Origin of the sequence: Nocardia huaxiensis (genome assembly GCF_013744875.1) — a bacterium.
In the GTDB taxonomy this organism is placed as follows: Bacteria; Actinomycetota; Actinomycetes; order Mycobacteriales; family Mycobacteriaceae; genus Nocardia; species Nocardia huaxiensis.
On record NZ_CP059399.1, the window covers coordinates 2,293,662 to 2,317,924 of the forward strand.

The 24,263-nt window shown below is 66.9% G+C and carries 24 protein-coding genes, 1 tRNA gene and 1 pseudogene; 15 read left to right on the forward strand and 11 right to left on the reverse strand.

Annotated features, from left to right (window positions below; genetic code table 11):
* The first annotated feature begins 334 nt into the window (after window positions 1-334).
* Window positions 335-1,225 carry a DUF4393 domain-containing protein gene (locus H0264_RS38515; protein ID WP_231083229.1) on the forward strand — a complete coding sequence of 297 codons (891 nt, stop codon included), beginning with the start codon at window positions 335-337 and terminating at the stop codon, window positions 1,223-1,225.
* A 141-nt stretch (window positions 1,226-1,366) separates the two neighbouring features.
* Complete coding sequence (locus tag H0264_RS10165) at window positions 1,367-1,894, forward strand: nuclear transport factor 2 family protein (RefSeq protein WP_181583733.1); 528 nt, start codon at window positions 1,367-1,369, stop codon at window positions 1,892-1,894.
* Window positions 1,895-1,896: 2 nt separating this feature from the next.
* On the opposite strand, the gene H0264_RS10170 is transcribed toward H0264_RS10165, so the two are convergent.
* Both H0264_RS10170 and H0264_RS10175 read right to left on the reverse strand, forming a co-directional pair.
* Window positions 1,897-3,525, reverse strand: coding sequence for a peptide chain release factor 3 (locus H0264_RS10170; protein WP_181583734.1), 1,629 nt, complete (start codon window positions 3,523-3,525; stop codon window positions 1,897-1,899).
* 212 nt (window positions 3,526-3,737) lie between these two features.
* On the reverse strand, window positions 3,738-4,301 hold the full coding sequence (locus H0264_RS10175) for a TetR/AcrR family transcriptional regulator (protein WP_338040138.1): 564 nt from the start codon (window positions 4,299-4,301) through the stop codon (window positions 3,738-3,740).
* Window positions 4,302-4,410: 109 nt separating this feature from the next.
* Between H0264_RS10175 and H0264_RS10180 the strand changes: the two genes are divergently transcribed.
* The 3 genes from H0264_RS10180 to pth all read left to right on the forward strand — a co-directional run bounded on the left by H0264_RS10180 (window position 4,411) and on the right by pth (window position 6,564).
* Entirely contained in the window at window positions 4,411-5,073 is a 663-nt protein-coding gene (locus H0264_RS10180) for a lysophospholipid acyltransferase family protein (RefSeq protein ID WP_181583735.1), read from the forward strand.
* A 285-nt stretch (window positions 5,074-5,358) separates the two neighbouring features.
* The gene (locus H0264_RS10185) at window positions 5,359-5,955 is read left to right on the forward strand and encodes a 50S ribosomal protein L25/general stress protein Ctc (protein WP_181583736.1); all 597 of its coding nucleotides are present in this window, start codon (window positions 5,359-5,361) and stop codon (window positions 5,953-5,955) included.
* Between the two features lie 27 nt (window positions 5,956-5,982).
* The gene (gene pth / locus H0264_RS10190; protein WP_181583737.1) at window positions 5,983-6,564 is read left to right on the forward strand and encodes an aminoacyl-tRNA hydrolase; all 582 of its coding nucleotides are present in this window, start codon (window positions 5,983-5,985) and stop codon (window positions 6,562-6,564) included.
* 1 nt (window position 6,565) lies between these two features.
* Here pth and H0264_RS10195 read toward each other — a convergent pair whose 3' ends face one another.
* Complete coding sequence (locus H0264_RS10195; RefSeq protein WP_181583738.1) at window positions 6,566-7,465, reverse strand: LysR family transcriptional regulator; 900 nt, start codon at window positions 7,463-7,465, stop codon at window positions 6,566-6,568.
* A 97-nt stretch (window positions 7,466-7,562) separates the two neighbouring features.
* Here H0264_RS10195 and H0264_RS10200 point away from each other — a divergent pair, with 97 nt between their 5' ends.
* The 3 genes from H0264_RS10200 to H0264_RS10210 are packed head-to-tail and all read left to right on the forward strand — an operon-like array spanning window position 7,563 to window position 8,717.
* Complete coding sequence (locus tag H0264_RS10200) at window positions 7,563-8,147, forward strand: flavodoxin family protein (RefSeq protein WP_181583739.1); 585 nt, start codon at window positions 7,563-7,565, stop codon at window positions 8,145-8,147.
* Entirely contained in the window at window positions 8,144-8,515 is a 372-nt protein-coding gene (locus H0264_RS10205) for a nuclear transport factor 2 family protein (protein WP_181583740.1), read from the forward strand. The genes H0264_RS10200 and H0264_RS10205 overlap by 4 nt, the downstream gene beginning before the upstream one ends.
* Window position 8,516: 1 nt before the next feature.
* On the forward strand, window positions 8,517-8,717 hold the full coding sequence (locus H0264_RS10210; protein WP_181583741.1) for a tautomerase family protein: 201 nt from the start codon (window positions 8,517-8,519) through the stop codon (window positions 8,715-8,717).
* Here the strand turns inward: H0264_RS10210 and H0264_RS10215 are convergent.
* Together H0264_RS10215 and H0264_RS10220 are read right to left on the reverse strand one after the other, a co-directional pair.
* Window positions 8,705-10,351, reverse strand: coding sequence for a fatty acyl-AMP ligase (locus tag H0264_RS10215; RefSeq protein WP_181583742.1), 1,647 nt, complete (start codon window positions 10,349-10,351; stop codon window positions 8,705-8,707). The genes H0264_RS10210 and H0264_RS10215 overlap by 13 nt on opposite strands.
* Before the next feature lie 100 nt (window positions 10,352-10,451).
* Complete coding sequence (locus tag H0264_RS10220) at window positions 10,452-11,624, reverse strand: aminotransferase class V-fold PLP-dependent enzyme (RefSeq protein WP_181583743.1); 1,173 nt, start codon at window positions 11,622-11,624, stop codon at window positions 10,452-10,454.
* A gap of 314 nt (window positions 11,625-11,938) precedes the next feature.
* Here H0264_RS10220 and egtA point away from each other — a divergent pair, with 314 nt between their 5' ends.
* From egtA to H0264_RS10250, 5 genes and pseudogenes are all read left to right on the forward strand, one after another.
* Complete coding sequence (gene egtA, locus H0264_RS10225; protein ID WP_231087158.1) at window positions 11,939-13,132, forward strand: ergothioneine biosynthesis glutamate--cysteine ligase EgtA; 1,194 nt, start codon at window positions 11,939-11,941, stop codon at window positions 13,130-13,132.
* Window positions 13,129-14,472: an ergothioneine biosynthesis protein EgtB gene (egtB, locus tag H0264_RS10230; RefSeq protein ID WP_181583745.1), complete on the forward strand. Its 1,344-nt coding sequence runs from the start codon at window positions 13,129-13,131 to the stop codon at window positions 14,470-14,472. Before egtA ends, egtB begins: the two co-directional genes overlap by 4 nt.
* Window positions 14,472-15,086 (forward strand): annotated as a pseudogene (locus tag H0264_RS39305) (class II glutamine amidotransferase domain-containing protein); the annotation flags it as partial. The gene egtB and the pseudogene H0264_RS39305, both read left to right, overlap by 1 nt.
* A gap of 596 nt (window positions 15,087-15,682) precedes the next feature.
* Window positions 15,683-16,654, forward strand: coding sequence for an L-histidine N(alpha)-methyltransferase (egtD, locus tag H0264_RS10245; protein ID WP_181583746.1), 972 nt, complete (start codon window positions 15,683-15,685; stop codon window positions 16,652-16,654).
* A gap of 109 nt (window positions 16,655-16,763) precedes the next feature.
* The gene (locus tag H0264_RS10250) at window positions 16,764-17,372 is read left to right on the forward strand and encodes an RDD family protein (RefSeq protein ID WP_181583747.1); all 609 of its coding nucleotides are present in this window, start codon (window positions 16,764-16,766) and stop codon (window positions 17,370-17,372) included.
* A 29-nt stretch (window positions 17,373-17,401) separates the two neighbouring features.
* On the opposite strand, the gene H0264_RS10255 is transcribed toward H0264_RS10250, so the two are convergent.
* The 5 genes from H0264_RS10255 to H0264_RS10275 form a co-directional block, all read right to left on the reverse strand.
* Entirely contained in the window at window positions 17,402-18,040 is a 639-nt protein-coding gene (locus H0264_RS10255) for a DUF2461 domain-containing protein (RefSeq protein ID WP_181583748.1), read from the reverse strand.
* A 20-nt stretch (window positions 18,041-18,060) separates the two neighbouring features.
* Window positions 18,061-18,381, reverse strand: a complete 321-nt coding sequence (locus tag H0264_RS10260) for a hypothetical protein (protein WP_231083223.1) — start codon at window positions 18,379-18,381, stop codon at window positions 18,061-18,063.
* 164 nt (window positions 18,382-18,545) lie between these two features.
* On the reverse strand, window positions 18,546-19,526 hold the full coding sequence (locus tag H0264_RS10265; protein WP_181583749.1) for a ribose-phosphate diphosphokinase: 981 nt from the start codon (window positions 19,524-19,526) through the stop codon (window positions 18,546-18,548).
* Complete coding sequence (gene glmU / locus H0264_RS10270) at window positions 19,523-21,004, reverse strand: bifunctional UDP-N-acetylglucosamine diphosphorylase/glucosamine-1-phosphate N-acetyltransferase GlmU (RefSeq protein ID WP_181583750.1); 1,482 nt, start codon at window positions 21,002-21,004, stop codon at window positions 19,523-19,525. Before glmU ends, H0264_RS10265 begins: the two co-directional genes overlap by 4 nt.
* 108 nt (window positions 21,005-21,112) lie before the next feature.
* Window positions 21,113-21,183 (reverse strand) — tRNA-Gln (locus tag H0264_RS10275).
* A 229-nt stretch (window positions 21,184-21,412) separates the two neighbouring features.
* On the opposite strand from H0264_RS10275, the gene H0264_RS10280 reads away from it, so the two are divergent.
* Window positions 21,413-22,042: a TetR/AcrR family transcriptional regulator gene (locus tag H0264_RS10280; protein WP_181585422.1), complete on the forward strand. Its 630-nt coding sequence runs from the start codon at window positions 21,413-21,415 to the stop codon at window positions 22,040-22,042.
* Between the two features lie 202 nt (window positions 22,043-22,244).
* Window positions 22,245-22,892: a TetR/AcrR family transcriptional regulator gene (locus tag H0264_RS10285; RefSeq protein WP_181583751.1), complete on the forward strand. Its 648-nt coding sequence runs from the start codon at window positions 22,245-22,247 to the stop codon at window positions 22,890-22,892.
* Between the two features lie 169 nt (window positions 22,893-23,061).
* Here H0264_RS10285 and H0264_RS10290 read toward each other — a convergent pair whose 3' ends face one another.
* Window positions 23,062-24,126, reverse strand: coding sequence for a hypothetical protein (locus H0264_RS10290; protein ID WP_181583752.1), 1,065 nt, complete (start codon window positions 24,124-24,126; stop codon window positions 23,062-23,064).
* Window positions 24,127-24,263 lie beyond the last annotated feature (137 nt).

Consider the following 24,263-nt stretch of genomic DNA (forward strand, 5'->3'; position numbering starts at 1 on the left):
CCGCCACCGTTCACCGCCGCCGGTGTACGCACCCCATCGGCGCCTCGGACCTTACTGTGCCTTTAGGAAGTGAGTCCAGTGACGGAGTGTCTGGGCCGGAGATCTCGGTCACATTGGTGTACCCCACTGTTCCGTGTACTCGGCCGCAACGGCGAGAATGACCGACACCACATCCATATCGCTAGCGGTAAGGGGGTGTTGGGGGTCATGTCTGCCGCGTGTCGGCGGGCGTGAACGGGGTAGCCTCCACATGGCTTGCGGGTTCGACATGCCCGGGCGCCTGTCGGGGGCAATAATCTTGTGGACGATTGTGTTCACCTGGCGATATTCGGAGATGGACGTGGCAGACGACAGGACCGGCGAGGTGGTCCGTCCGGGTTCCCGTGCCGTGGAACGCAGTTCCGATGTGGAACAGCGCAACATCAGTAATGAGGCGCGACTGATCCGCGGGGCTTTCCGGGCTGCCGGACTCGCGGTCGGCACGGCGGTGCGCGGGGGACAGTGGGCGGTCGGCACCAGCGTCGAGGTCACCAAACAGCTGACTCAGGCAGCGCTGGACGGGGATTCGTCCGCCGATATCGCGGAGCGCACGGGCAATGCGCTGCGCTCCATCGCGCGCAGTGCGCTCGGCGTCACCGAGGGGTCGGTGCGCGAGATCGTTTCCTATGTACCGACTCCCATCGGGCCGGGGCAGCAGTCCATCGGCATGGGCAATCTGGTGCGGTCGGGCACCACCGAGGAGCTGCGGCGGCGCGGGGACGCGCTGCTGGCGCGGTCGGCGGATGTGTACTTCACCGAGGATGTGCATCCGGCCTACGACCGGATTCTCGATCAGCTCGCGCCCGACGAGGCCCGCATCCTGCGGTTCATGGCCTTGAACGGCCCGCAGCCGACGGTCGACGTGCGCACCAACCGGCCGCTGGGCATCGGGTCGGAGCTGGTGGCCGGGGATCTCACCTCGGTGCCGGAGCAGGCGGGCGTGCGCTACCCGGATCGGGCGCGCCACTATCTGATCAACCTGAATCGGCTCGGCCTCACCGCCACCTCCGAGGATCCGGTGGTGCTGTCGCGCTACATGGTGCTCGAGGTGCAGCCGGTGGTGGAGTTGGCATTGAAGAAGGCCGGCCGGGTACCCAAGATCGTGCGAAAGAGCTTGCGCCTGACCGAATTCGGTGAGGATTTCTGCCACACCTGCTTCTCCATCGGAAGCAACAACGGCGGCTGAGCTCTGCGCGGGCGGAAAACCGCCTGTTCACCCCGTGCTCCGGACCGATTCGGGGTGCGGGGTAGCGCGCTTATAGCGATACGGTACAAATTCGCTCGAATATGTGCAGGATCCCGCACGGCTGATGGGATTGTGGACGGTATGGATTCCGACGCCGTCGCCGCGATCAGCCGGCTGAAGTTCCGGTACCTGCGTGCCCTCGACACCAAAGCGTGGGAGGAGTTCGCCGACACCATGGTCCCGGAGGCGACCGCGACCTACAGCGAATACCTCCAATTCGAGTCCCGCGACGCGTTTCTCGCGTTCATGCGCAACACCCTCGGCCCGCATGTGATCACCGAACACCGCTGCGATCACCCCGAGATCGATGTGGACGGCGATACCGCGGTCGGCACCTGGTATCTCGCGGACACCGTGCTCATTCCCGGCCACAATATGCTGCTGCGCGGCGCGGCCTTCTATTCCGACCAGTACGTCCGCTGCCAGGACGGCCAGTGGCGCATCGCCCACACCGGCTACGAACGCACCTACGAGGTGGTCCTGTCGCTATCCGACTTACCCAGTCTCCGACTGACTTCCAGCCGCTGGGGCCTGATCGCCCGCGACCCCGCCGACATCCCCCGCACCGAACCCACTATGCCCCCGGACGGGTCCGGCACCCTGGGGTAGCTCTACTCCGCGCCCGCGACGAGGGGCTCGAGCGTCAGATTCGGGTGTTCCTTCTGGACGTAGGCCAGCTTCCACTTGTCGCCGAACAGCGCGAGCATGACGCCGTCGGTGCGGGTGAAGACCTCGACGCCGCGCTGGCGGGCCAGCTCCGGAGCCGACTCCGCGTCGGTGCGGCGGGCCAGCTGGTAGGGGAGGTTGTCGAGATTGGTCTCGACGTTGTACTCGCCGAGCATGCGGGCCGTCACGACCTCGAACTGCATGGGGCCGACCGCCGCCAGCACCGGGGAGGCGTCGCCGCGAACATCATTGCGCAGCACCTGGACCACGCCCTCGGAGTCGAGCTGATCGATGGCCTTGCGGAACTGCTTGTACTTGCCGGCGCTCTGCGCGCGCAGGATGGCGAAGTGCTCGGGCGCGAAGGACGGGATCGGCGGGAACTGCACCTTCTTGTCCACGAACAGGGTGTGGCCGGGGGCCAGGGCGGTGGCGTTCACCAGGCCGACGACATCGCCCGGATAGGCGGTGTCGACGGTGGTGCGCTCGCGGCCGAACACGGTGAGTGCGTACTTGGTGGCGAACGGGCGACCGGTCTGCGCGTGCGTCACGACCATGCCGCGCTCGAATTCACCGGACACGATGCGCATGAAGGCCAGGCGGTCGCGGTGCGCGGTGTCCATGCCCGCCTGCACCTTGAAGATGACGGCGCTGAACGGGTCGGTGGTCTCGCGCTGATTGCCGTTCACGTCCTTGCGTGAGCGCGGCGCGGGCGCGAGTTCGACGAGCGTCTCGAGCAGTTGGCGCACACCGAAATTCAGCATGGCGGAGGCGTAGATGACCGGGGAGGTGTGGCCTGCCAGGAACAGTTCCTGATCGTGGTCCTGGCCGGCGGCGGACAGCAGTTCGCTCTCCTCGGCGGCGGTGGTCCAGACCTCGCCTTCCTTCTCGGCGGCCTGCTCGGGGGAGTAGTGCTCCTCCGGTGCGATGGTCGCGCCGCCCGCGGTGCGGGTGAAGTTGATGTATTCGGTGGCCGCGCCGTCTTCGCCGCGCCGCAGCAGACCGCGGAAGTCGCCGGCGATACCGACCGGAAGGAACAGCGGGGTGGGCGTGAGTCCGATGCGATCGGTGATCTCGTCGAGCAGTTCCAGCGGCTCGCGGCCCGGCCGGTCCCACTTGTTGATGACGGTGATGACCGGAATGCCACGGTCGCGCGCCACCTGGAAGAGCTTGAGCGTCTGCGGTTCCAGGCCCTTGGCGGCGTCGATGAGCATGACCGCCGCGTCGACCGCGGTGAGCACGCGGTAGGTGTCCTCGGAAAAGTCGGAGTGACCCGGGGTGTCGACCAGGTTGATCACGCAGTCGCCGTACTCGAACTGCAGGGCGGTGGAGCTGACGGAGATGCCGCGCGCCTTCTCCATCTCCATCCAGTCGGAGACGGTGGACTTGCGACCCGACTTGCCGTGGATCGCGCCCGCTTCCGAGATCACCTTGGCGTGCAGCGCGAGCGCTTCGGTCAGCGTCGACTTACCGGCGTCCGGGTGGGAGATGACCGCGAATGTGCGCCGCCGGGACACCTCGTCGGCCAGCCGCCCGCTCGCGGGTGCGGTGGTCGCATCGGTGTTCGGGGAACTCACGGGGGACTCCTTTTGTGCAGACGAGGCAACCTGTCCAGGGTACGTGACCGGCCGGAGCGCCCGACCGGCCGGTCCAGAGCCCTCCGGCATCAACACCCCGTCATCCCGGCATGTTTTTGGCCGGGATCCACGCAGGCCGTGCATCTCTCAACTGTGTGGATCCCGGCCAAAAGCGCGCCGGGATGACGAAGGGGATGTTCCGAAGCAGGCAGTTATCCGAGGTGCCGGGTAATTGCGATTTCGATCAGGCGGTCGACGTCTGCCTGTGGTGCGACGGCTTCCAGGCTGCGGTTCGCGGCGACGACGGCGATGCCGTGCAGGTTGGTCCACAGGGCGATGGCGCGGTCGTCGGGGGCGTCGGGGGCGCAGGCGGCCACGAGGTCGCGCCACCAGCGGAAGAGGGGGAGGGTGACGGTTTCGCGGAGGTTCTCGCCCGCGCCTTCGAGGAGGTCGTGGCGGAACATGAGGGTGAACATCTCGGGGCGGCGGGTGGCGAAGCCGATGTAGGTGCGGCAGGCGGCTTCCAGGCGTTGGCGGGGTGAATCACCCTGCACCGCTTCGATTTCGGTGCGGAGGTCGGCGTATCCGCGGGCGGCGACGGCGGCGAGCAGGGAATTGTGGGTGGGGAAGTAGCGGCGGGGTGCGCCGTGCGAGACGCCTGCTTCGCGGGCGATGGCCCGCAATCCGAGTTGGACCGCGCCGACCTGTTCGAGCATGTCCACGCCGGCGCTCACCAGTCGTTCCCGCAAAGGCTCGGCCACAGTCATGTCGAGCATTTCACCTCATTCCTGACGCGATTCGCCGTAGACACTGTCTACCTCATGGTGGTAGACAGGTGACAGTCTCGTAGACAGTGTCTACGAATTTGTTCCGGGGAGGAATGCCATGTGGTACTGGGTGCTCAAGCACATCCTGGTCGGCCCGGTGCTGCGCCTGCTGGGGCGGCCGAAAATGGAAGGGCTGCACCATGTTCCGAAGGACGGGCCGGTGATCATCGCGGCCAATCATCTGGCCGTGGTGGATTCGCTCTACCTGTGCCTGGTGCTGGACCGGCCGGTCACCTTCATCGCCAAGCAGGAGTACTTCACCGGCGGCGGGGTGCGCGGGCGCATCAACCGCTGGGTCATGAAGGCCACCAATCAGGTTCCCGTCGACCGCACCGGCGGCACCGCCGGATCGGATTCGCTGGCCGCCGCAAGCCGCATTCTCGAGCGCGGCGGCATCTGGGGCATCCACCCCGAGGGCACCCGCTCACCCGACGGCCGCATCTACCGGGGCCGCACCGGCGTCATCCGCGTCGCCATGCAGACCGGCGCACCCGTCATCCCGGTCGTCCTCTCCGGCACCGACAAGGTCAACCCGCGCAACCGCCGCACCCTGCGTCCGGCGAAGGTCCGCATCTCCTTCGGTCACCCGCGCTTCTTCGTTCCCGCGGACAAGGCGGGCGTCCGCGCCGCCACCGACGACCTCATGTTCGATCTGGTCCGCCGCTCCGGCCGCCCCTACGTGGACTGCTACGCAGCCACTTTCAAGTCGCACGCGGCCTGAACCTCACTCCCATGGGGTTCGGGGCAACGCCCCCGCCCTTCTTGCGCAGCCCCGTGCTGGAGTGGGGGGTGGTGTGGAAGCGCTATCGATGCGTGTTAAAGTTCTCGGGTTGTCTCGGCGAGGGTGTGGCTTCGTTGCCCACCGTGATCGACGCGGCTCGGCTCTTCGGCCGTCCCCTGTTCGGTCTCCTTGCCTGTGACTAGCAGACCAACAGAGTCAGTGTGGCCCAGTCCCCTGATTCGCACACGCCGATAATCTCGCCGACGCCGTAGGAGTAGACAAGTCATGTCCGACGCCAACCTTCTCGAAGCCACCGTTCGTACCGAATTCGGCAAGGGCGCCGCGCGTCGTACCCGTCGCGCCGGCAACGTTCCCGCCGTGCTGTACGGCCACAACGAGGAGCCGCAGCACCTGTCCGTGAACGCCCAGGCGTTCGCCGCCATCCTGCGTGAGCACGGCACCAACGCCGTCCTGAACCTGGACATCGCGGGCAAGAAGCAGCTGGCGCTGACCAAGTCGGTCGTGGTTCACCCCATCCGCCGCTACATCGAGCACGCCGACCTGCTGATCGTGCGTCGCGGCGAGAAGGTCACCGCCGACGTGCACGTCACCCTGACCGGCGACGCCGCCTCCGGCACCCTGGTCACCCAGGAAGCCACCACCCTCTCCATCGAGGCCGAGGCCCTGCACATCCCCGAGTCCATCGAGATCTCGATCGAGGGCGCCGAGGCCGGCACCCAGATCCTCGCGGGCGGCATCGCGCTGCCGAAGGGTGTCACCCTGGCCGGCGACGCCGAGGCCCTGATCGTGAACATCATTGCCGCGCCGGCCGCCGAGGCCGCCGAGGGCGAGGCCGAGGCTGCCGAAGAAGCCGCCGAGTAATAACTCTCGCAACGGTTTTCGAAATCGATGACCGAGGCATATGACGGGCCCGCGCTCGTGGTCGGTCTGGGCAACCCCGGATCCGAATACGAGCGCACCCGGCACAATGTCGGTTTCATGGTCGCCGATGTACTCGCGGAGCGCGTCGGCGGCCGTTTCACCGTGCACAAGAAGTCGGGCGCGGACCTTTTGGAGGCCCGCCTCGACGGACGCAAGGTGCTGATCGCCAAGCCGCGCAGCTACATGAACCTGTCCGGCCGCCCGGTGGCGGCACTGGCCAAGTTCTTCTCCGTGCCCGCGACCGAGGTGATCGCCGTGCACGACGAACTGGATCTGCCCTTCGGCACCATTCGGTTGAAGCGCGGCGGCGGCGAGGGCGGCCACAATGGCCTGCGTTCCATGTCGCAGGCGTTGACCACCAAGGATTATCTGCGCGTGCGCTTCGGCATCGGCCGTCCGCCGGGTCGCCAGGATCCCGCCGACTACGTGCTCAAACCGTTCTCCGCACCGGAGCGCAAAGAGTTGCCGGTGATCGTGGAACAGGCCGCAGACGCCGTCGAGCTGCTGCTCCGGGTCGGGCTGGAAACCGCGCAGAACCAGCTGCACTGACTCAGCGCCGGGCCAGCTGCTCGGCGATGAGCTCCATGAAAGTCGTGACGGCTTCGGATGTTTCGTCGTGCCGGGTGGCGCAATACCAGGTGCGTCGCTCCGGAATCTCACCCACGCGCACGGTCGCCACATCGGTGCGACCGGTGACGCGTTCGGCCACCCACTGCGGCATGACGCTCACCGATTCGCCAGAAGCCACCACTTCGATAATGGTGTCGAATCCGGCCGCCAGCGTGGTCAGCTTCCCGTAGCGCGCGCCCTCCGGCAGCGGCAGCGGCGGCGTCGGAATCCGTTGTTGGTCATAGGAATCCGGCAGCACCAGGTGAACGCCCTCGAACTCGTCCGCCGTGACGAAGTCTTTTCCCGCCCAGGGATGCTGGGCGCTCACCACCGCCCGCACCTCATCGTCGAACAGTCGATCCAGCCGCACCCGATCCACCCGCCGATCCAGCTTGGCGATGAGCGCCACATCCAGCCGATCATCCAGCAGCGCGTCGATCATCTCGTCGTCATGCACCGGCTCCACCTGAATCTCCGACTCCGGCATGCGCTGTCGGAAAGCGTTGAGCACCAGCGGCATCCACTCGTAGCTCGCCGCACACTGCGAGGCGATCCGCACCGCCCGCGCCCGCCCCGCCCCGAGCTGCCGCAAATCGTGTCGCGCCGAACGCAATTCACCGAGCGTGCGCCCCGCCGCCTGCAACATGCGCCGGCCCGCGACGGTGGGCTCCAGATTCCGCCCCCGCCGATCGAAAAGCGGTGTGCCCAGCCGATCTTCGAGCCGCAGCAGCCGCTGACTCAGGGCCGGTTGGCTGACATAGAGCTGCCGCGCCGCCGCCGTGAGCGTCCGGTGGCTCCCCAGCGCTTCCAGCAGCTCCAGGTCGCGGATATCGACATCCATAACCTCAGCTTATAGGAGCCATCCAGAATAGGTCGTGGTCTTATGTCGCTGCCGTTCCTAGCGTGGGTTGTACCAGCCCGAGGGAAGGAACCACCCAATGACCACCGTCGCGATCGTCTACCACTCTGGCTTCGGCCACACCCGTGTCCAGGCCGAAGCCGTCCGGCTCGGCGCGGCCTCGGTGCCCGGCACCGATGTCCGCCTGGTCGCCGTGGACGAATACGAATCCGCCTGGGAGGCAATCGATGCCGCCGACGCCATCATCTTCGGCACCCCGACCTACATGGCCGGAGTCTCCGCCCCGTTCAAGTCCTTCCTCGACGCCACCTCGGGCCGCTGGGCCCAACAGCTCTGGAAGGACAAGATCGCAGCCGGTTTCACCAATTCGGCGGGCGTGAACGGCGACAAACTCAATACCCTGCAATCGCTTTCGCTGTTCGCCATGCAGCACGGCATGGTCTGGGTCGGCCTCGGCCTGCTCCCCGGCGACTTCGACACCACCGCCGACCTCAACCGCCTGGGCGCCTTCCTCGGCGCCATGGCTCACTCACCCGCCGACGCCGCCCCCGAAATCGCCCCCGGCCCCGGCGATCTCGCCACCGCCGAACACCTCGGCCGCCGCGTGGCCCAAGCCGCCCACCGCTGGGCCGGCGTGCGCGAACTCACCGAGGTGGCCTCGTGACCGAACAGGACGTGGCCGCCGCCCTCCAGCTCTACTTCGACGGCCTGTACCACAGCGATACCTCCCTACTACGCAAGGTTTTCCACCCCAGGGCCATGTACGCCTGCGCCACCGAAGGCACCCTGACCCACCTCACGATGGACGAGTACTTCCCCATCGTGGACGCCCGCCCCGCCCCCGCCTCCCGTAACGAAGTCCGTCGCGACCGAATCGTCTCGATCGAATTCGCGGGCCCGGTCACGGCGCTGGCCCGCCTCGAATGCTCCCTCGGCCCAAAGCGATTCATCGACCTGCTCACCCTCATCCACCTGGACGGCCGCTGGCAGATCATCGCCAAGGTCTTCCACTACAACCTCGAACAGGACTGACATGCCCTACGTGAACATCAAGGTCACCGACGAAGACGTCACCCTCGACCAGAAACGCCAACTGATCGCCGGCGTCACCGACCTGCTCCAGAAAATCCTGCACAAGGACCCCGCCACCACCTTCGTCATCATCGACGAAGTGGCCCTGGATGACTGGGGAATCGGCGGCCTCCCCGTGCCGGAGTACCGTCAGGTCAGGTGAGCGGCTGTGGCCGAGCGGCGGAGTTTGCCGGAGGACGTTTTCGGGAGGGCGCCGGGGCCCAGGACGGTGACGCTGCGGGGGCGGACGCCTACCTCGGAGAAGACGGCGTGGACTATGTCGTGTTCTATGCGTTTTACTTCGTTGGGGTTTTGGAAGTCGTTGCTTTCCACTACTACGGCGAAGCTTTCGCGTTTGTGGCCGGCGTCGAGGCGGACGGCTACCGCGTTGCCGGGGCGGACGCCCTTGATGCGGAGGGCGGCTCGTTCTATGTCGGTGGGGTAGATGTTGCGGCCGCCCATGATGATGACGTCCTTCATGCGGCCGCAGACCACCACCAGGCCGTCTTCGGTGAAGTAGCCGATGTCGCCGGTGTCGAGCCAGCCTTCGGGGTCGAGGGCGGGGCGGAAGCCGTTGGTGGTGACGTAGCCGGAAGTTACTGCGGGGCCGCGGAGTTCGATGATGCCCACGGAGCGGACGGGGAGGGGCTGGCCTTCGTGGTCGACTACGCGGCCTTCCAGGTTGTCGACGAGGTAGCCGAGGGTGGGGAGGCGGCGGAGGTTGCCGTGGTGGTGTTCGGGATGGCGGACGGGGACCGCCTTGCCGAGGGCCTCCAGGAGGTCGGCATCGACCACGTCGAGGACCTGGCCGAGGCCGGGATCCGGAATCGACACGGCCAGTGTGGTTTCGGCCATGCCGTAGACCGGGGTGAGGGCCATGGGGTTGAGGCCGAAGCGTTTTCCGGCGGCGGCGAGGGTGTCCATGGTGTCGGCGTCCACGGGCTCCGCGCCGTTCCACATGTAGCGGACACTGCTCAGGTCGATGGTGCCGTCGTCGGCGTTGCGGAGTTTGCGGGCCAGCAGGGAGTAGGCGAAATTCGGTGCGGCGGTGACTGTTCCGCGGTACTTGGAGATGAGTTCGGCCCACAGGATGGGGCGCATGAGGAAGTCGAGCGGGGTCACGCACACCACTTCGGCGCCGAACTGCATTGGCACGGAGAGGAATCCGACCATGCCCATATCGTGGAACAGGGGTAGCCAGCTGATCATGACGTCGGCGTCGAGCTGGAATTTCACTCGGTCGAACATGGCGTAGGCGTTGACGAAGAAGTTTCCGTGCGTGATGCGGACGGCCTTGGGGATGCCGGTGGAGCCGGATGTCAACTGCTGCAGGGCGATATCGGCCTCGCCGGTGGGCAGCGGGTCGATGGCCGCGCCCGCGCGCATCTGCTCCATGGTCACCACGGCGATACCGCGTTCGCGCAGTAGAGGTTCCGCGACCTCGAACGGTGCGCCGAGAATGACAGCGCGGGCCTCGATCATGTTCAGCACGGTTTCGGTGTCGCGCGCCCACACCTCCAGATCGGTGCGCGGGGTCGGCTGATGCAGCATGGTGATGGAGGCCCCGCGCATCCACACGGCCTGACAGGCGGGGGCGATATCGACCGGCATCCCGGCCAGCACCCCCACCGCGTCGCCGTGGCCGATGCCCGCCGCGGCGAGCCCACCCGCCATGTGCCGGGCGATGTCGTGGATTTCGCCCCAGGTCTGCCGCAGCGGCGCGTCCGGTTCCCCGGTCACCAGTCCACGTTCGGAAACCTGCGCTGTCGCATACATTTCATCGGTGAAGCGGCTCATCGGGCACTCCTCGCACGGTCGCCAACATCTCCACTATCCCGCCATAGCGAGGTGCTGTTAACCGATTCGCCGATGTCCGCCGCATGCGAACCTGCGAGGGTCAGCGCAGGTTTCGGACTGCTCCGGCGAAACGGTCGAGGTCGTCGAAGCTCACGAAACAGTGTGGGGAGGCGCGCACCACCGACGACAGGCCGCGGGCCGTCATATCCAGCAGCGTGGAGGAACGGTGGCTGACGGTGACCGTGATGGACTGGCCGGCCAGCCGGTCGCGGACCTCGACCGGCTCCAGGCCGTCGACGGTGAAGGACACGATGCCCGCGTGCTGCACACCGGCATCGCGGACCGTGACCCCGGGGATCTCGGATAGAGCTGCGCGCAGGTGCCGGGCACGCTCGGCAATGGCCTCGTAGACCAGCCCGGGTCCGAGGTCCAGCAGGTAGCGCACCGCCGCGCCCAAGCCGAGGCGGGCCGCGACATCGCACTCCCAGAATTCGAAGCGGCTCGCGTCGGCTGCCACGCGGTAGGCGCCGGGGGCGGTCCATTCGGCGCTGTGCAGGTCGAGGCGGGCGGGTTCGAGCGTGCGGGCGAGCTCCGGACGCACGTACAGGAAGCCCGTGCCGCGTGGGCCGCGCAGCCATTTGCGCCCGGTAGCGGACAGGGCGTCCACATCCAGCGCCGCCACATCGAGAGGCAGCTGACCGGCCGACTGGCAGGCGTCCGCGATCACCAGCGCGCCCGCCTTCCGGGCGATGGCGGCGGCCTCCGCGATCGGATTCGCCAGGCCGCCATTGGTCGGAACATGCAGCAGCGACACCAGTTTCACGCGTTCGTCGACCAGGGTCTCGAGGGCCTCGAGGTCGAGCTGCCCGGTGCTGTCGCCGGGGATGGATTCCACGGTGGCGCCGGTCTGCCGGGCCCGCTGCAGGGCGGCGATGGCATTGCTGGCGTAGTCCGCGCCGGAGATGAGAATGCGGTCGCCGGGAGCCAGCGGGACCGAGTAGAAGAAGTCGGTCCAGGAACGGCTCGCGCTGTCGCTGAGCGCGATGGATTCGGCGTCGGCATTGATGAGCCTGCCGATATCGGTTTTGACGGCGTGCAGGTCATCCAGGCGTTCATTCGCTGCCCGATAGCCGCCGACCTCGGCCTCGCGCCGCAGATGCGCGATCTGGGTGTCCAGGACGACGGTGGCCGGCAGCGAGGAACCGGCACTGTCCAGGAAGACTTTGTCTTCGCAACCGGGAGTGTCGGCGCGGAGCTGCGCGAGATTCAGCATGTGGGCGAGGGTAGCGCGTCGGGACGGCCGCCGGGTTTCGCCGGTGGAATGCGTGGAATCGATTCTGCCACATGGGCGGAATCAACCATGTCGATCACAGTGTTCACTGTTTCGTCAGGTTCGCTTGTCGGTGTTGCTCGCTACCCTGGTTTGATCGGTGTCCGCGCGGGCGCCGGTGGGGGGAGGAGTTGGAGGTTGGAATGTCTGTCACCGCATCTCCTGCTGATCTATCGCGCGCATTCGCCTCTGCCGACGGTCGATGTCGGCAGCTACCGGCGGGTGAATTCTCCTCGCGTGCAGCAGCTGAGGCTTATATCGGAGGTGTCTGTTTCAAGCAGGGCCCACCGAGTCTGATCGGCGCCGAACTGGAGTGGCTCACCGCGCAGGGTGAGTATTCGGCGTCCGCCCCGCGTCCGGAATTGAGCCGGCTCGCCGACGCGCTCGGACCGTATGCGCCACGGTCCCTCGACCCAGAGTCCCCCGCCCTGGCACTGCCCGGGGGCAGCCGGATCACCATCGAACCCGGCGGTCAGATCGAACTGTCCAGTGCCCCGTTCGGCACCTCCGCCGAACTCTGCGAGAGCCTGCGAATCGACGCGGCCCGCCTGCGAGAACTTCTCGAAACTCGCGATATCCGAACCTTTTCCGCCGCCGCGGACGCCTTCCGCCCGCCGCGCCGGCTGCTCCAGCTGCCGCGCTACTGCGCCATGGAGAACGCCTTCGCCAATATCGGGCCCTTCGGCGCGCTCATGATGTGCAATACCGCCGCCACCCAGGTGAGCGTGGACGCCGGGGCCGATGCCGAGGAGATCGCCGCCCGCTGGACCGCGCTGTACACCATCGGCCCGGCCTTGCTGGCTGCTTTCGCCTGTTCACCGACGCTGCGGGGCGCGCCGCCGGGGGAGTGGGCGTCGCAGCGCATGCGGGCCTGGCTGCGCCTGGATCATCTGCGCACCCGGCCGTCCGTGCACGACTGGCCGGGGCCGCTCGCCGGGTACGGGCACTGGGCGCTGGATGTGCCGCTGCTGTGCGTCCGCTCCGAAGGCGAGGACTGGTCGCCGCCGCCGGGGGCCACCTTCGCCGATTGGCTGTGCGGGGCGCTGGACGACGAGCTCGGCCGCCGGCCCGATCGCGCCGATCTCGACTATCACCTGACCACGGTGTTTCCGCCGGTGCGGGCCGCCGGGCATCTCGAGGTGCGCTACCTCGACGCCCAGCCGGGTGACTCCTGGTCGGTGCCGGTGTACGCCGTCGACGCGCTCATGTCCACGCCCGCAACCGTTTCCGAGGCCACGACCCTCGCCAAGTCGGTGGCGGAGATGTGGTCGGAGGCCGCCCGCTACGGGCTCGCGGATCCCGAATTGCGCGCTGTCGCAGTGGCGCTGCTGGAACTGGCCGCCGCGCACGCCGCAACCGCCACCGCCGCCCGCGAATTGGATGCCGCCGCGCAGCGATGCCGTGGCGGCCGCACGCCTCTCGAAGATTTCGAATCCGGAGTTCTCTCATGACTGTTCAGCACCTGCCGGGCACCGATCGTGCCGAGACCGAACGCCTGCGCGAGCGAATTGCGGAAGTCCTGGAACGTGCCCGCCGCCGCACCGTCGGCCTCACCGACTGTGTGGACGAAGCCGAACTGGTGGCCCAGCATTCGCGCATCATGAGCCCGCTGGTGTGGGATCTCGCGCATATCGGCAATCAGGAAGAGTTGTGGCTGGTGCGCGATGTGGGCGGCCGGGAACCGGTGCGCCAGGACATCGATCACCTTTACGACGCCTTCAAGCATGCACGCGCGGATCGTCCCGCACTGCCGCTGCTGGATCCCGCGCAGGCCCGCGACTATGTGGGCACCGTGCGGGAGAAGGTGTGGGATGTGCTGGAGCGCAGCCCATTACAGGGTGACGCCCTGGTAGCGGGTGGCTTCGCCTTCGGCATGATCGCCCAGCACGAGCAGCAGCACGACGAAACCATGCTGGCCACCCATCAGCTGCGAACCGGTGACGCGGTGCTCGCGGCTCCCGCACCGCCGGCCGCGAAGCTGAGCGTCAGCGGTGAAGTGGTAATCCCCGCAGGCGAATTCATCATGGGCACCGACACCGACCCGTGGGCGCTGGACAATGAGCGGCCCGCACATCCGGTGCATGTTCCCGGTTTCGCCATCGACGCCGCCCCCATCACCAATGAGCAGTACCTCGCCTTCATGGCGGATGGCGGTTACGACCGCCCTGAACTGTGGTCCGAACGCGGCTGGACGCACCGCGTCGAAGCCGGTCTCACCTCGCCGCAGTTCTGGGAGCAGGATGGTGGCGGCCGTTGGTGGCGAAGGAGTTTCGGCGTCATGCAGCCGTTGCGTCCGCACCAGCCGGTGGTCCACGTCTGCTGGTTCGAGGCCGAGGCGTATGCCAACTGGGCGGGCAAACGCCTCCCCACCGAAGCCGAATGGGAGAAGGCCGCCCGCCACGACCCCGCGACCGGCCGCTCCCACCGCTACCCCTGGGGCGACACCGACCCCAACGTGTACCTCGCCAACCTCGGCCAGCACCACCTGGAACCGGCCGACGTAGGCGCGTACCCGGAAGGCGCATCCGCCCTGGGCGTTCACCAGCTGATCGGCGACGTCTGGGAGTGGACCTCTTCAGGTTTCACCCCCTACCCCGGCTTCAAAGCCTTCCCCTACGCGGAGTACTCCGAGGTCTTCCACGGCGGCGACTACAAGGTCCTTCGAGGCGGCTCCTTCGCCGCCGACCAGGTGGCGGTGCGAGGCACCTTCCGCAACTGGGACCACCCCATCCGCCGCCAGATCTTCTCCGGCTTCCGCCTGGCCCGAGACCTCCGCCCGGAGGACCTCTGATGTGCCGCCACCTCGCCTACCTCGGCCCGCCCACCTCCGTGGGTGACCTCCTGACGAGAGGCCCGCACTCCCTGCTCACTCAATCCTGGGCACCCCGCGAAATGCGCGGCGGCGGAACGATCAATGCCGACGGCTTCGGTGTCGCCTGGTGGCTGCCCGTCCCGTCCGCCCCGGAAGACCATGGCGCGGGTGTCATCTGGCACGGCGGCGCACCCCAGGACCCGGTGGACGCGCAGCGCGACGGCGCGTCGGCTCCTGCCCGGGGGTCGGCCGCTACGCAGGAAACTGCCGAATCCGCTCGCCCGACCGCGCCGGGGCTTCGAGTCAGCCGCTATCGCAATGCCGCGCCGATATGGACCGACCCGGCGGTGGAAGAGATACTGCCGCAATTGCGTTCGTCGGCCGTGCTGGCGGCGATCCGCTCCGCGACGGTGGGCATGCCGGTGGAGCGGGCGGCCTGTGCGCCATTCACCCACGGCCGCTGGGCTTTCAGTCACAACGGCGCGATTCCGGATTGGCGGCGGGCGCTGACCGCTATTGCGGCGCGATGCGGTTCGCCGTCACTGCTCGAGGCGGAATCGCTGACGGATTCGGCGGCGCTGTGGGTCATTCTGCGCGGACTGCTCGAAGGCGCTGCCTCGCCCGACGGGGAAAGAGTCACTGCCGCATCGCATGTGGACGAAACCGAGAATTCGGGAGCGGCGAGTGCGGCTGGGGCGTCCGCCTCGGCCACAGGGGAGGACGGGCCGATTCGATCGGAGGCGCACACCGGCTCCTTCGGGACCGCGGCGTCGTACGGGTCGGCGGTGAGCGTGACCGTCACCTCGGGTTCTCCGCCGGAGGTGCGGAGCTGGAGCTGGGGGCACAGTGACAGTGATGTGCCGCAGGCGCGCGAGCATGCGTCGAATACCAGTGCAAGGGTCAGGGGGCTTGCGCCGGATGTCGCACTGCGGTGGGTGGTTTCGGCCGTGCTGGCGGAATCGCCCAGGGCGCGGCTGAATCTACTGCTGGGGGATGGGGAGACGGTGTGGGCCACTACGTGGCATCACTCGTTGTCGATTTTGGTGACCGATGAGTTCGCCGTGGTGGCCTCGGAACCGTATGACGATGATCCGCGCTGGGAGGCGATCGGGGATCGGATGCTGGTGGAGGTTCGGCCGGGGTGGAAGTCGGTGCGATCGCTTGACATTGAGACTGGAAGGGCCACTTCATGAGTGCGGCTACGTTCGAGATCCATTTGACCGATGAAGATTTGACCGCCGCGCTGCGGGGGGATGTGCAGGCGGGGTTGACCGCTTCGCCGAAGTCGTTGCCTCCGAAGTGGTTTTACGACGCGCGCGGGAGTGAGCTGTTCGAGAAGATCACGGAGTTGCCGGAGTACTACCCGACTCGGACCGAGCGGGCGCTGCTGGAACGCGTGGTGGGCGAGATCGCGCAGGTCGCGCAGGCCGAGGTGCTGGTGGAGCTGGGGGCCGGATCGGCGGCCAAGACCCGGCTGCTGCTGGACGCGCTCACCTCCGGTGGGCCATTGAAGAAGTATGTGCCGCAGGATGTTTCGGTGTCCGCGCTACGCGGTGCAGCGGATGAGGTGGCGCACGAGTTTCCGGGGCTGGCCGTGCACGGGGTGGTGAGCGACTTCACCGCCACGCTGGAGAACCTGCCCCGGGGCGGGCGGCGGATGATCGCCTTCCTGGGCGGCACCATCGGAAACCTGGTCCCGGACGAGCGGGCGGAGTTCCTGGCGGGCATCCACGATGTCCTGGAGCCGGGGGAGCAGCTGCTGCTCGGCGCGGGACTGGTGATCGATCCCGCCGTCCTGGTCCCCGCGTACGACGATGCCGCCGGCGTCACCGCCGAGTTCAATCGCAATGTGCTGCATGTGCTCAACGCGCGACTCGGCGCGAACTTCGAGCCGGAACGGTTCGAGCACATCGCCCTCTGGGATGCCGAGAACGAGTGGATCGAGATGCGCCTCGAAGCCACCGCCGACATGGTGGTCACCATCCCCGAACTCGACCTGACCGTCGAGTTCGCGGCGGGTGAGCAGATGCGCACCGAAATCTCGGCCAAGTTCCACCGCGACGGCTTCGAAACCGAGCTGGCCGCAGCCGGTTTCGCGACCGAGCGGGTCTGGACCGACCCCGACGACCGCTTCGCGCTGTTCCTGGCCGAGCGCCGCTGAACTCGCTCGGCGTATCCGGGATTTATCGAGCGCTTATCGGCTCCGCGGACGCTGAATGTCTCGACCGGTGTGTGGATCGGTCGAGACATTCGGACGGGGAGTTATGCGCATGGGTCAGGATCGGAGTCTTCGGTTCGCCTCGTGGCCGGCGCGCGTGGGCGCGGGTGCGATCGATCTGATATTCGCGGTGACGGTCATCGTGATCGCCCTGGCGTGTATGCGGTGGGCCGTCGATGCCTTGAAACCCGAACTGGGAGACCCCTACCCGGGGAAACCGGGCTACGTGGTCGGGTACGCGGGTCAGATCAGCCTCACCAAGAGGCTGATCCTGATTCTGCTGGTGCCCACGATCCTGGTCATCGTCACCGCGATCGGGTGGAACGTTGCGTTCCGGCAGGGTCGCCGGGGACAGTCGCTGGGTAAACAAGCCCTGGGATTGTGGCTGGTCGGCCTCGAGAGTGGACAGCCGGTGGGTGTGGGGCGGGCGCTGCTTCGGCAGATCGCGCACGCTGCCGATGCGATCCCGTGCTACCTGGGATATCTGTGGCCCCTGTGGGATGAACGCCGGCAAACCTTCGCGGACAAGATCGCTGCTACCGGCGTGGTCGTGGCCGCTCCCTGGGCATCGGCGAATTCGGCTGAGGCGCAAGACGATCCCACCCCTCGTGCACAGATGCGGGCGCGGATGCGAGAGTCCCGCGGACCACGGTCATCCTGACGCCGCACCGTTCCCGGCGCCGCTGACCACTACTTCTGGTCGGTGACCGCCGCCAGGAATTCCTGGAGTCCGCGCAGTTCTTCCCAGGCTGCGCGGACCTCGGTGGCGGCGCGCGGGGTGGTCAGCCAGTCCGGTGCGCCGAATTCCTTTCCGGCGGTGAGGGATTTGTGGCGGAGCAGGTCGATGCGGGGGTGGTCGATCGAGTAGCCCTTGGGTTTGGTGGCGAGTTTGTCGCCGCCGATCTGGTATCCGGCCGATTCGAGCCGGGCGAGGATGGCTTCCAGTTCCGCGCCGCGGACGTCGTCGTCGATGGCGGTGCGCAGGGCCGCCAGTTGTGCGGGGGACGCGGCGTAGAGGCCGCCGGCGACGAACAGCCCCGCCGCGCTGATGTGCACGTACCAGCCGGAGGTCTGGGTGGTGTGCACGACCGCGCCCTGGTGAGTCTTGTAGGGGGACTTGTCTTTCGAGAAGCGCACGTCCCGGTACGGCCGGAAGATCTTGGCGGGTCCGAAATCCGGTTCGAGTTCGGCGACCAGGGCCAGCAGGGGGTCGCGGACGGACTCCTCCCACACCTTCTTGTTCGCGTTCCAGAAGGATTTGCTGTTGTCGGCTTCCAAATCCTCGTAGAAGTCGAGCCCGGTCAGGGGGAACCCGGTGAACTGCGCCATGCGGCAACTATAGGAAACCGTCAGTCGCCTATGTCGTCCACGATGTCCATGGCCGCCACCTCGGCGGGTCGATCGTCCTCGCTCGCGTTCTCGTCGCGCCGCCGGCGCCGCGTCCACTCCTGGTCGAGTTCGGCCTGGATGCCGAGCCGTCCGGTGTCGTCGTTCTCCCGATTGCGGATGACCAGGTCCTCCGGCGGGTCGGCGATGTAGCGCTCGTATTCGCGGATCTCGTCCTCCTGGTCGTCGTCGCCGAGGTCGTAGTCGAGGTCCGTGTCGATGTCGTCGGTGTCGAAGACCTCGTCCATGAGCTGGTCTTCGTCGTCGGCTCGCCGGTCGTCCATTGCACCCACCACCTGTCCGCGCTGTAGCGCACCAGTAGCTAACCGCTGAGTTCGGATCCAACGCTACCGCCGCGCCCCGGCCCGAGACCAGATTGCCTTGTTTTTCACACGAAAAACGCCCCTCCCGGTTCGGAAGGGGCGTTTCGGCAGTTAACCGGCGAACGTCAGGCGTTGCCGTTGAAAAGGCCGGTGACGGAGCCGTTTTCGAAGACCTCGCGGATGGTCTGCGCCAGCAGCGGGGCGATGGAGAGAACCGTCAGCGTCGGGAACTTCTTCTCCTCGTCGATCGGCAGGGTGTTGGTCACCACGACCTCCTTGGCGCCGCAGTTGGCGAGGCGCTCGGAGGCGGGGGCCGACAGGATGCCGTGGGTGGCGGCGATGACCACGTCGCCCGCACCGGCCTCCTTGAGCACCTTGACCGCGCCGGCGATGGTGCCACCGGTGTCGATCATGTCGTCGATCAGGATGCAGGTGCGGCCCTCGACCTCACCGACCACGCGGTTGGCGACGATCTGGTTGGGGACCAGCGGGTCGCGGGTCTTGTGGATGAACGCCAGCGGCGCGTCGCCCAGGTTGTTGGCCCACTTCTCGGCGACCTTCACGCGGCCCGCGTCGGGGGACACGACGGTGATGTTCTCGAGGGTGTAGTTGTTGCGGATGTGCTCGACCAGCTGCACCTGTGCGTGCATGTGATCGACCGGGCCGTCGAAGAAGCCCTGGATCTGATCGGTGTGCAGGTCGACGGTGATGATGCGGTCCGCGCCGGCGGTCTTGAGCAGGTCGGCGATGAGGCGAGCGGAGATGGGCTCGCGGCCGCGGTGCTTCTTGTCCTGGCGGGCGTAGGGGTAGAACGGCAGCACCGAGGTGATGCGCTTGGCCGAACCGCGCTTCAAAGCGTCGATCATGATCAGGTGTTCCATGACCCACTGGTTGAGCGGGGCCGGGAAGGACTGGAGCACGAAGGCGTCCGAGCCGCGGACCGATTCCTCGAACCGGACGAAGGTCTCGCCGTTCGCGAAGTCGCGGGCGGTCTGGGGGGTGACGTGGACGTTGAGTTCCTTGGCCACCGCCTCGGCGAGCTCAGGATGAGCGCGTCCCGAGAACAGCATCAGGTTCTTGTGATTGTCGGTAGAGAACGCGGTCACGGACGTTCGCCATCCTTTTGCTCGTCGGTTTTCTCGGTGGCCTCGGCGGCTGATTCGGCCGCCTTGGCAGCAGCGGTGCCGGGTCGCTTGCGCTGCACCCAGCCCTCGATATTGCGCTGTGCTCCACCCGACACCGCGAGAGCCCCCGGCGGAACATTTCTACGCAGCACAGTACCTGCTGCGGTATACGCCCCGTCACCCACGGTTACCGGCGCGACAAACATATTGTCGCTTCCCGTTCGCACGTGGTTTCCGATCACAGTGTGGTGCTTGTTGACGCCGTCGTAGTTCACGAACACGCTCGACGCGCCGATGTTGCTGGACTCGCCGATGGTGGCATCGCCCACATAGGTCAAATGCGGCACCTTGGTCTTGGCGCCGATATTCGCGTTCTTGGTCTCGACGAAGGTGCCGATCTTGCCGGCCTCGCCGAGCTGGGTGCCGGGCCGCAGATATGCGAACGGGCCGACATTCGCGCCGGGGCCGATGCTCGACTTCTCGCCGTGCGTGCGGACCACCTTGGCGCCGTCGCCGACGGTCACATCGGTGAGCGTGCAGTCGGGGCCGATCTCGGCGTCCTCACCGATCACGGTGTCGCCCAGCAGTTGTACGTTCGGCCGGATGACGGCGTCGCGCCCGATGGTCACACTGCCGTCGATCCACGTGGTGGCCGGATCGATGATGGTCACACCGGAGCGCATGTGCCGTTCCACGATGTACCGGTTGAGCGTGCGACCCGCGTCGGCCAGCTGCACGCGGTCGTTGACGCCGGTCACCTTGGCCGAATCCACCAGGCGCGCACCGTGAACCGGATGCCCGGCCTCGCGCGCCAGCTTCAGCACGTCGGTGAGGTACAGCTCGTGGCGGGCATTGGCGGTGTCGATGCGCCCGATCATGATGCGCAGCACCGCGGCGTCGAAAACGTATACGCCGGAATTGACTTCGGTGATGGCGGCCTGTTCCGGCGTGGCGTCGGCGTGCTCGACGATCTCCATGACCTGACCGTCGGCATTGCGCACGATGCGGCCGTACCCATTGGGGTCGTCGGGTTCGAAGGTGAGCACGGTGACGGCCGAACCGTCGGAGTAACTGCGGTGCTCGTCGAGCAGCGCGGTGAGCGTATGTCCGTCCAGCAGTGGCACATCCGCGTAGGTCACCAGCAGGTCGCCGGTGAAATCCTCGGGGACCGCGGTGAGCGCGCACTGCACGGCGTGCCCGGTGCCGCGCTGCTCCTCCTGGATGGCGAGCGGGATCTCGCGCCCGAGTTCGGCGGCTTCCTTGCCGACGGCGGTGCCGACTGCTTCCCGGTCGTGTCCGACGACCGTGATCAAATACGCGGGGTCGATCTCGTTCGCCGCATGCAGCGCGTGCGCGAGCATGCTGCGGCCGGCCAGTGGGTGCAACACCTTGGGGGTCTTGGACCGCATTCGGGTTCCGGCTCCGGCGGCGAGAACGACGACGGCGGTCTGCTGTGGCATGGATCTCCCTCGGCTGCCGGTCATCGTGCTGAGTTCTGCTTTGTGCTGGGCCACAGTTGTGCTGGGTCAGCTATGTGCCGGGGCAACGATAGTGCCCCTGCTCGCGAGCTCCGCCGCCAGGACTCGAACCTGAACTAACTGAACCAAAATCAGTGGTGCTGCCATTACACTACGGCGGATCGAACACCGGCGGACCGTACGGTTCGCGCGGGTTACATCATCGGCATGCGCCTAGATACTCGCACACTAGGCCGCCGAAACGCGATTCTTATGCCCGCCCATGTTGGCCCGGCGGGGTGATGCGGCTTCCAGGTCAAGTGTCTGGAACAGTTGTGGTGACAGTCGGGCGATGCGCAGGGAGGCGAGACGATGGCTTCTGGTGAGCCACAGCGGGCGGTCCGGCAGCGGATGACCGGCACGCAGCGTCGCCAGCAATTGATCGAGATCGGGCGGGCGCTGTTCGCCGAACGGGGGTATGACGCGACCTCGATCGAGGAGATCGCGCAGCGGGCGCAGGTGTCGAAGCCGGTCGTCTACGAGCATTTCGGCGGCAAGGAGGGGTTGTACGCCGTCGTGGTGGACCGGGAGATGTCCACCCTGCTCGAGATGATCCGAACGTCGCTGACGCAGAACCGTTCCCGGGTGCGGCTGGAGCAGGTGGCGCTGGCGTTGCTCACCTATATGGAGGAGCGCACGGACGGCTTCCGCATTCTCATGCGCGATCAGCCGGTGTCCGCGGCGGAGGGCACGTACTCGAGTCTGCTCAACGAGGCCGTGAATCAGGTGGCGCACATCCTCGCCGGGGATTTCGAACGGCGCGGATTCGACACCAGTCTGGCCACTCTGTACGCGCAAGCGCTGGTGGGAATGGTTGCGACGGCGGCGACCTGGTGGCTCGACGAGCGGCAGCCGTCCAAGGAAGTGGTGGCCGCGCACCTGGTGAATCTGTGCTGGAACGGTCTGACCCATCTGGAGTCGGACCCGAAGCTGGCGTCGGAATGGCCCAGCGGCAAAGGGCTATCGAACCCATCGGTCTGAAATATTCGGTTCACGGCGCCGGAACTGGACAGTTAGCCCATGAATTGCGGTGGAGGACGGGTCGAATGCTCGAATCGGCTGGCATCCTGCCGTCGGATGGTACGGTTCACCCATCCTACGTGTGCTGTTCGAACTGCGGTGTCGGTCTACTTCGGGATGGCGGTCTACTTCAGGATGGCTGGTGTGATGACAGGCGGATCTGATGGCTAGGCAAGCGCGTGCGGAGATCACCCGCGATTCCGTGCTTGCGGGTGCGGCCGATGTCTTTCTGCGACTTGGCTACGCGAACGCGAGCCTGTCCGAAATCATCGCGCAGTCCAATGTGACCAAGGGCGCCTTGTACTTTCACTTCGGGTCCAAGGAAGAACTGGCCCGCGCGGTGGTCGATCAGGGCAATGAGCGACTGATCAGCGCCTGCCAGGGATTCTTCGATCCGCGCGTGCCCGCGCTCGAGGCATGCATCGGAATCACCTACGTGGTGGCGGATCTGACCATGAACGATCCCATGGTCGGCGCCATGCTGAAACTCACCCATCAGATCGGTGATTACCGCGGCGCGGCCGGCGACAACATCGCCAAGACTTGGGGCGAAACGCACCGTTTGCTCGCCGAACGCGCCATCGCCCAGGGCGATTTGAAGGCGGATCTGGATCCGGAGACCATCGGCCTGCTGCTGCAGGAGATGACGACCGGCGTCCATATCGTCGCCGTCTCAACGGAATCCATCGACCAGATGGCGACCCGCATGGAACGGGCCTGGTTCTTCCTGCTCCCGTCCATCGTCCCGGACGAGAAGGTCGCGTACTTCCGCGAATTCGCGGCGCGACGCCTGCGGCGCTACGTGCAGTAATCCAAACTCTATGGGGTTCTCAGGGGCTTCGCCCCCGAACCCCCATTGATAATCAGGGGCAGGCCCCCGGACCCCTCGAGCCTGGGGCAGGCCCCGAACCTCTTTTCGGGGTCGGGGCCTGTCTCGTTTGAGAACCGGTGTCGCGCTTGCGCTCCCGCGCTTTTCGCGGTTACTTGACGGCGGCCTTCCATTTGGCCAGGGCCTTGTCCAGGAGCAGCTGGGCGTCGGCGGCGTTGTAGTCGTTGCTGTTGGCCGAGTACTCGAACAGCCAGAAGCGGTCGCCGTCGTAGGCGATGTAGCGCAGCGCCTTGGCCTGGCCGGTGCCGACCACGGCGGTGAGTTCGTAGCCGACCAGGCCGTCACCGATGGTGGTGGTGTCGATCTTCTTGTAGGTGAGGCGCATGTCCTCGTAGAGCACGACCGGGCATTTGGTGAACGTGTCCTTCTCCCGGTCGAAGTCGTTCTTGGCCTGGGCGGCGGTTTCCAGCTGGGCCACCGTCTTCACCTTCGCGCCGCCGCTGGAGCCGCTGCGGCTGAACAGGGAGCGGCCCTCGAGGATCGGGTCGTAGTCGACCGGGGTCGCGTATTGGCGTAGGAGCGTGGTGCATTCGGGTGATTCGCCCGACGTCTTGTTCGGGTCGTCGGTTTCCTCGTCCTTCGGCTCGGTCTTCACCTTCCAGCCGACCGGCAGATCCGACTCGGCCAGCACCATGGCATTCAGCTGCGCCTGCGTGGTGGTGCCGGACCCGCTCGTGGTGGTCGACGCGGCGGTGCTGCCCGCAGGCGTGGAGGTTCCGGGCGCGGCCTGCTCGTCGTCGCCGCCGGTCATCACCAGCGCCACGACCACACCCACCACCAGCACCAGCACGACGACCAGCGACAGCACCAGAATCAGCCGATTCTTGTTGGGCGGCACCGGCTGTGGCGGGAACTGCTGTCCGGGGTAACCCTGCTGCGGCGCGAACTGCTGCTGGGGAGCGAACTGCTGCTGCGGCGCGAAGCCTTGCTGCGGGTGGTACTGCTGCTGGTCGGGCGTGAAGCCGGGCTGCGGGGCGTACTGCTGCTGCGGCGGGTAGCCGCTCTGCGGTGGCGCGAATCCTTGCTGTTGCGGATCGAATCCGGGCTGCGGCGTGCCGTACTGGCCATAGCCTTGCTGCGGTTGACCGGCGGCGGGCTGCCAGCCGCCGTACGGGTCGGGCTGACCGTTGTTCGGCGGCATGGGCGGTTGTGTCATGGCATCCCTCGGCCCGGATTGTCGCGGTGTCAGCGGGTCGAATCCCCGGGCGCCGTCCCCCCGCCGCGACAATTGTTAGCACAGCCCGAGCCGTGAACTTCACCTGTCATCGGGTAGCACTAGACTCGGTTGGCCGT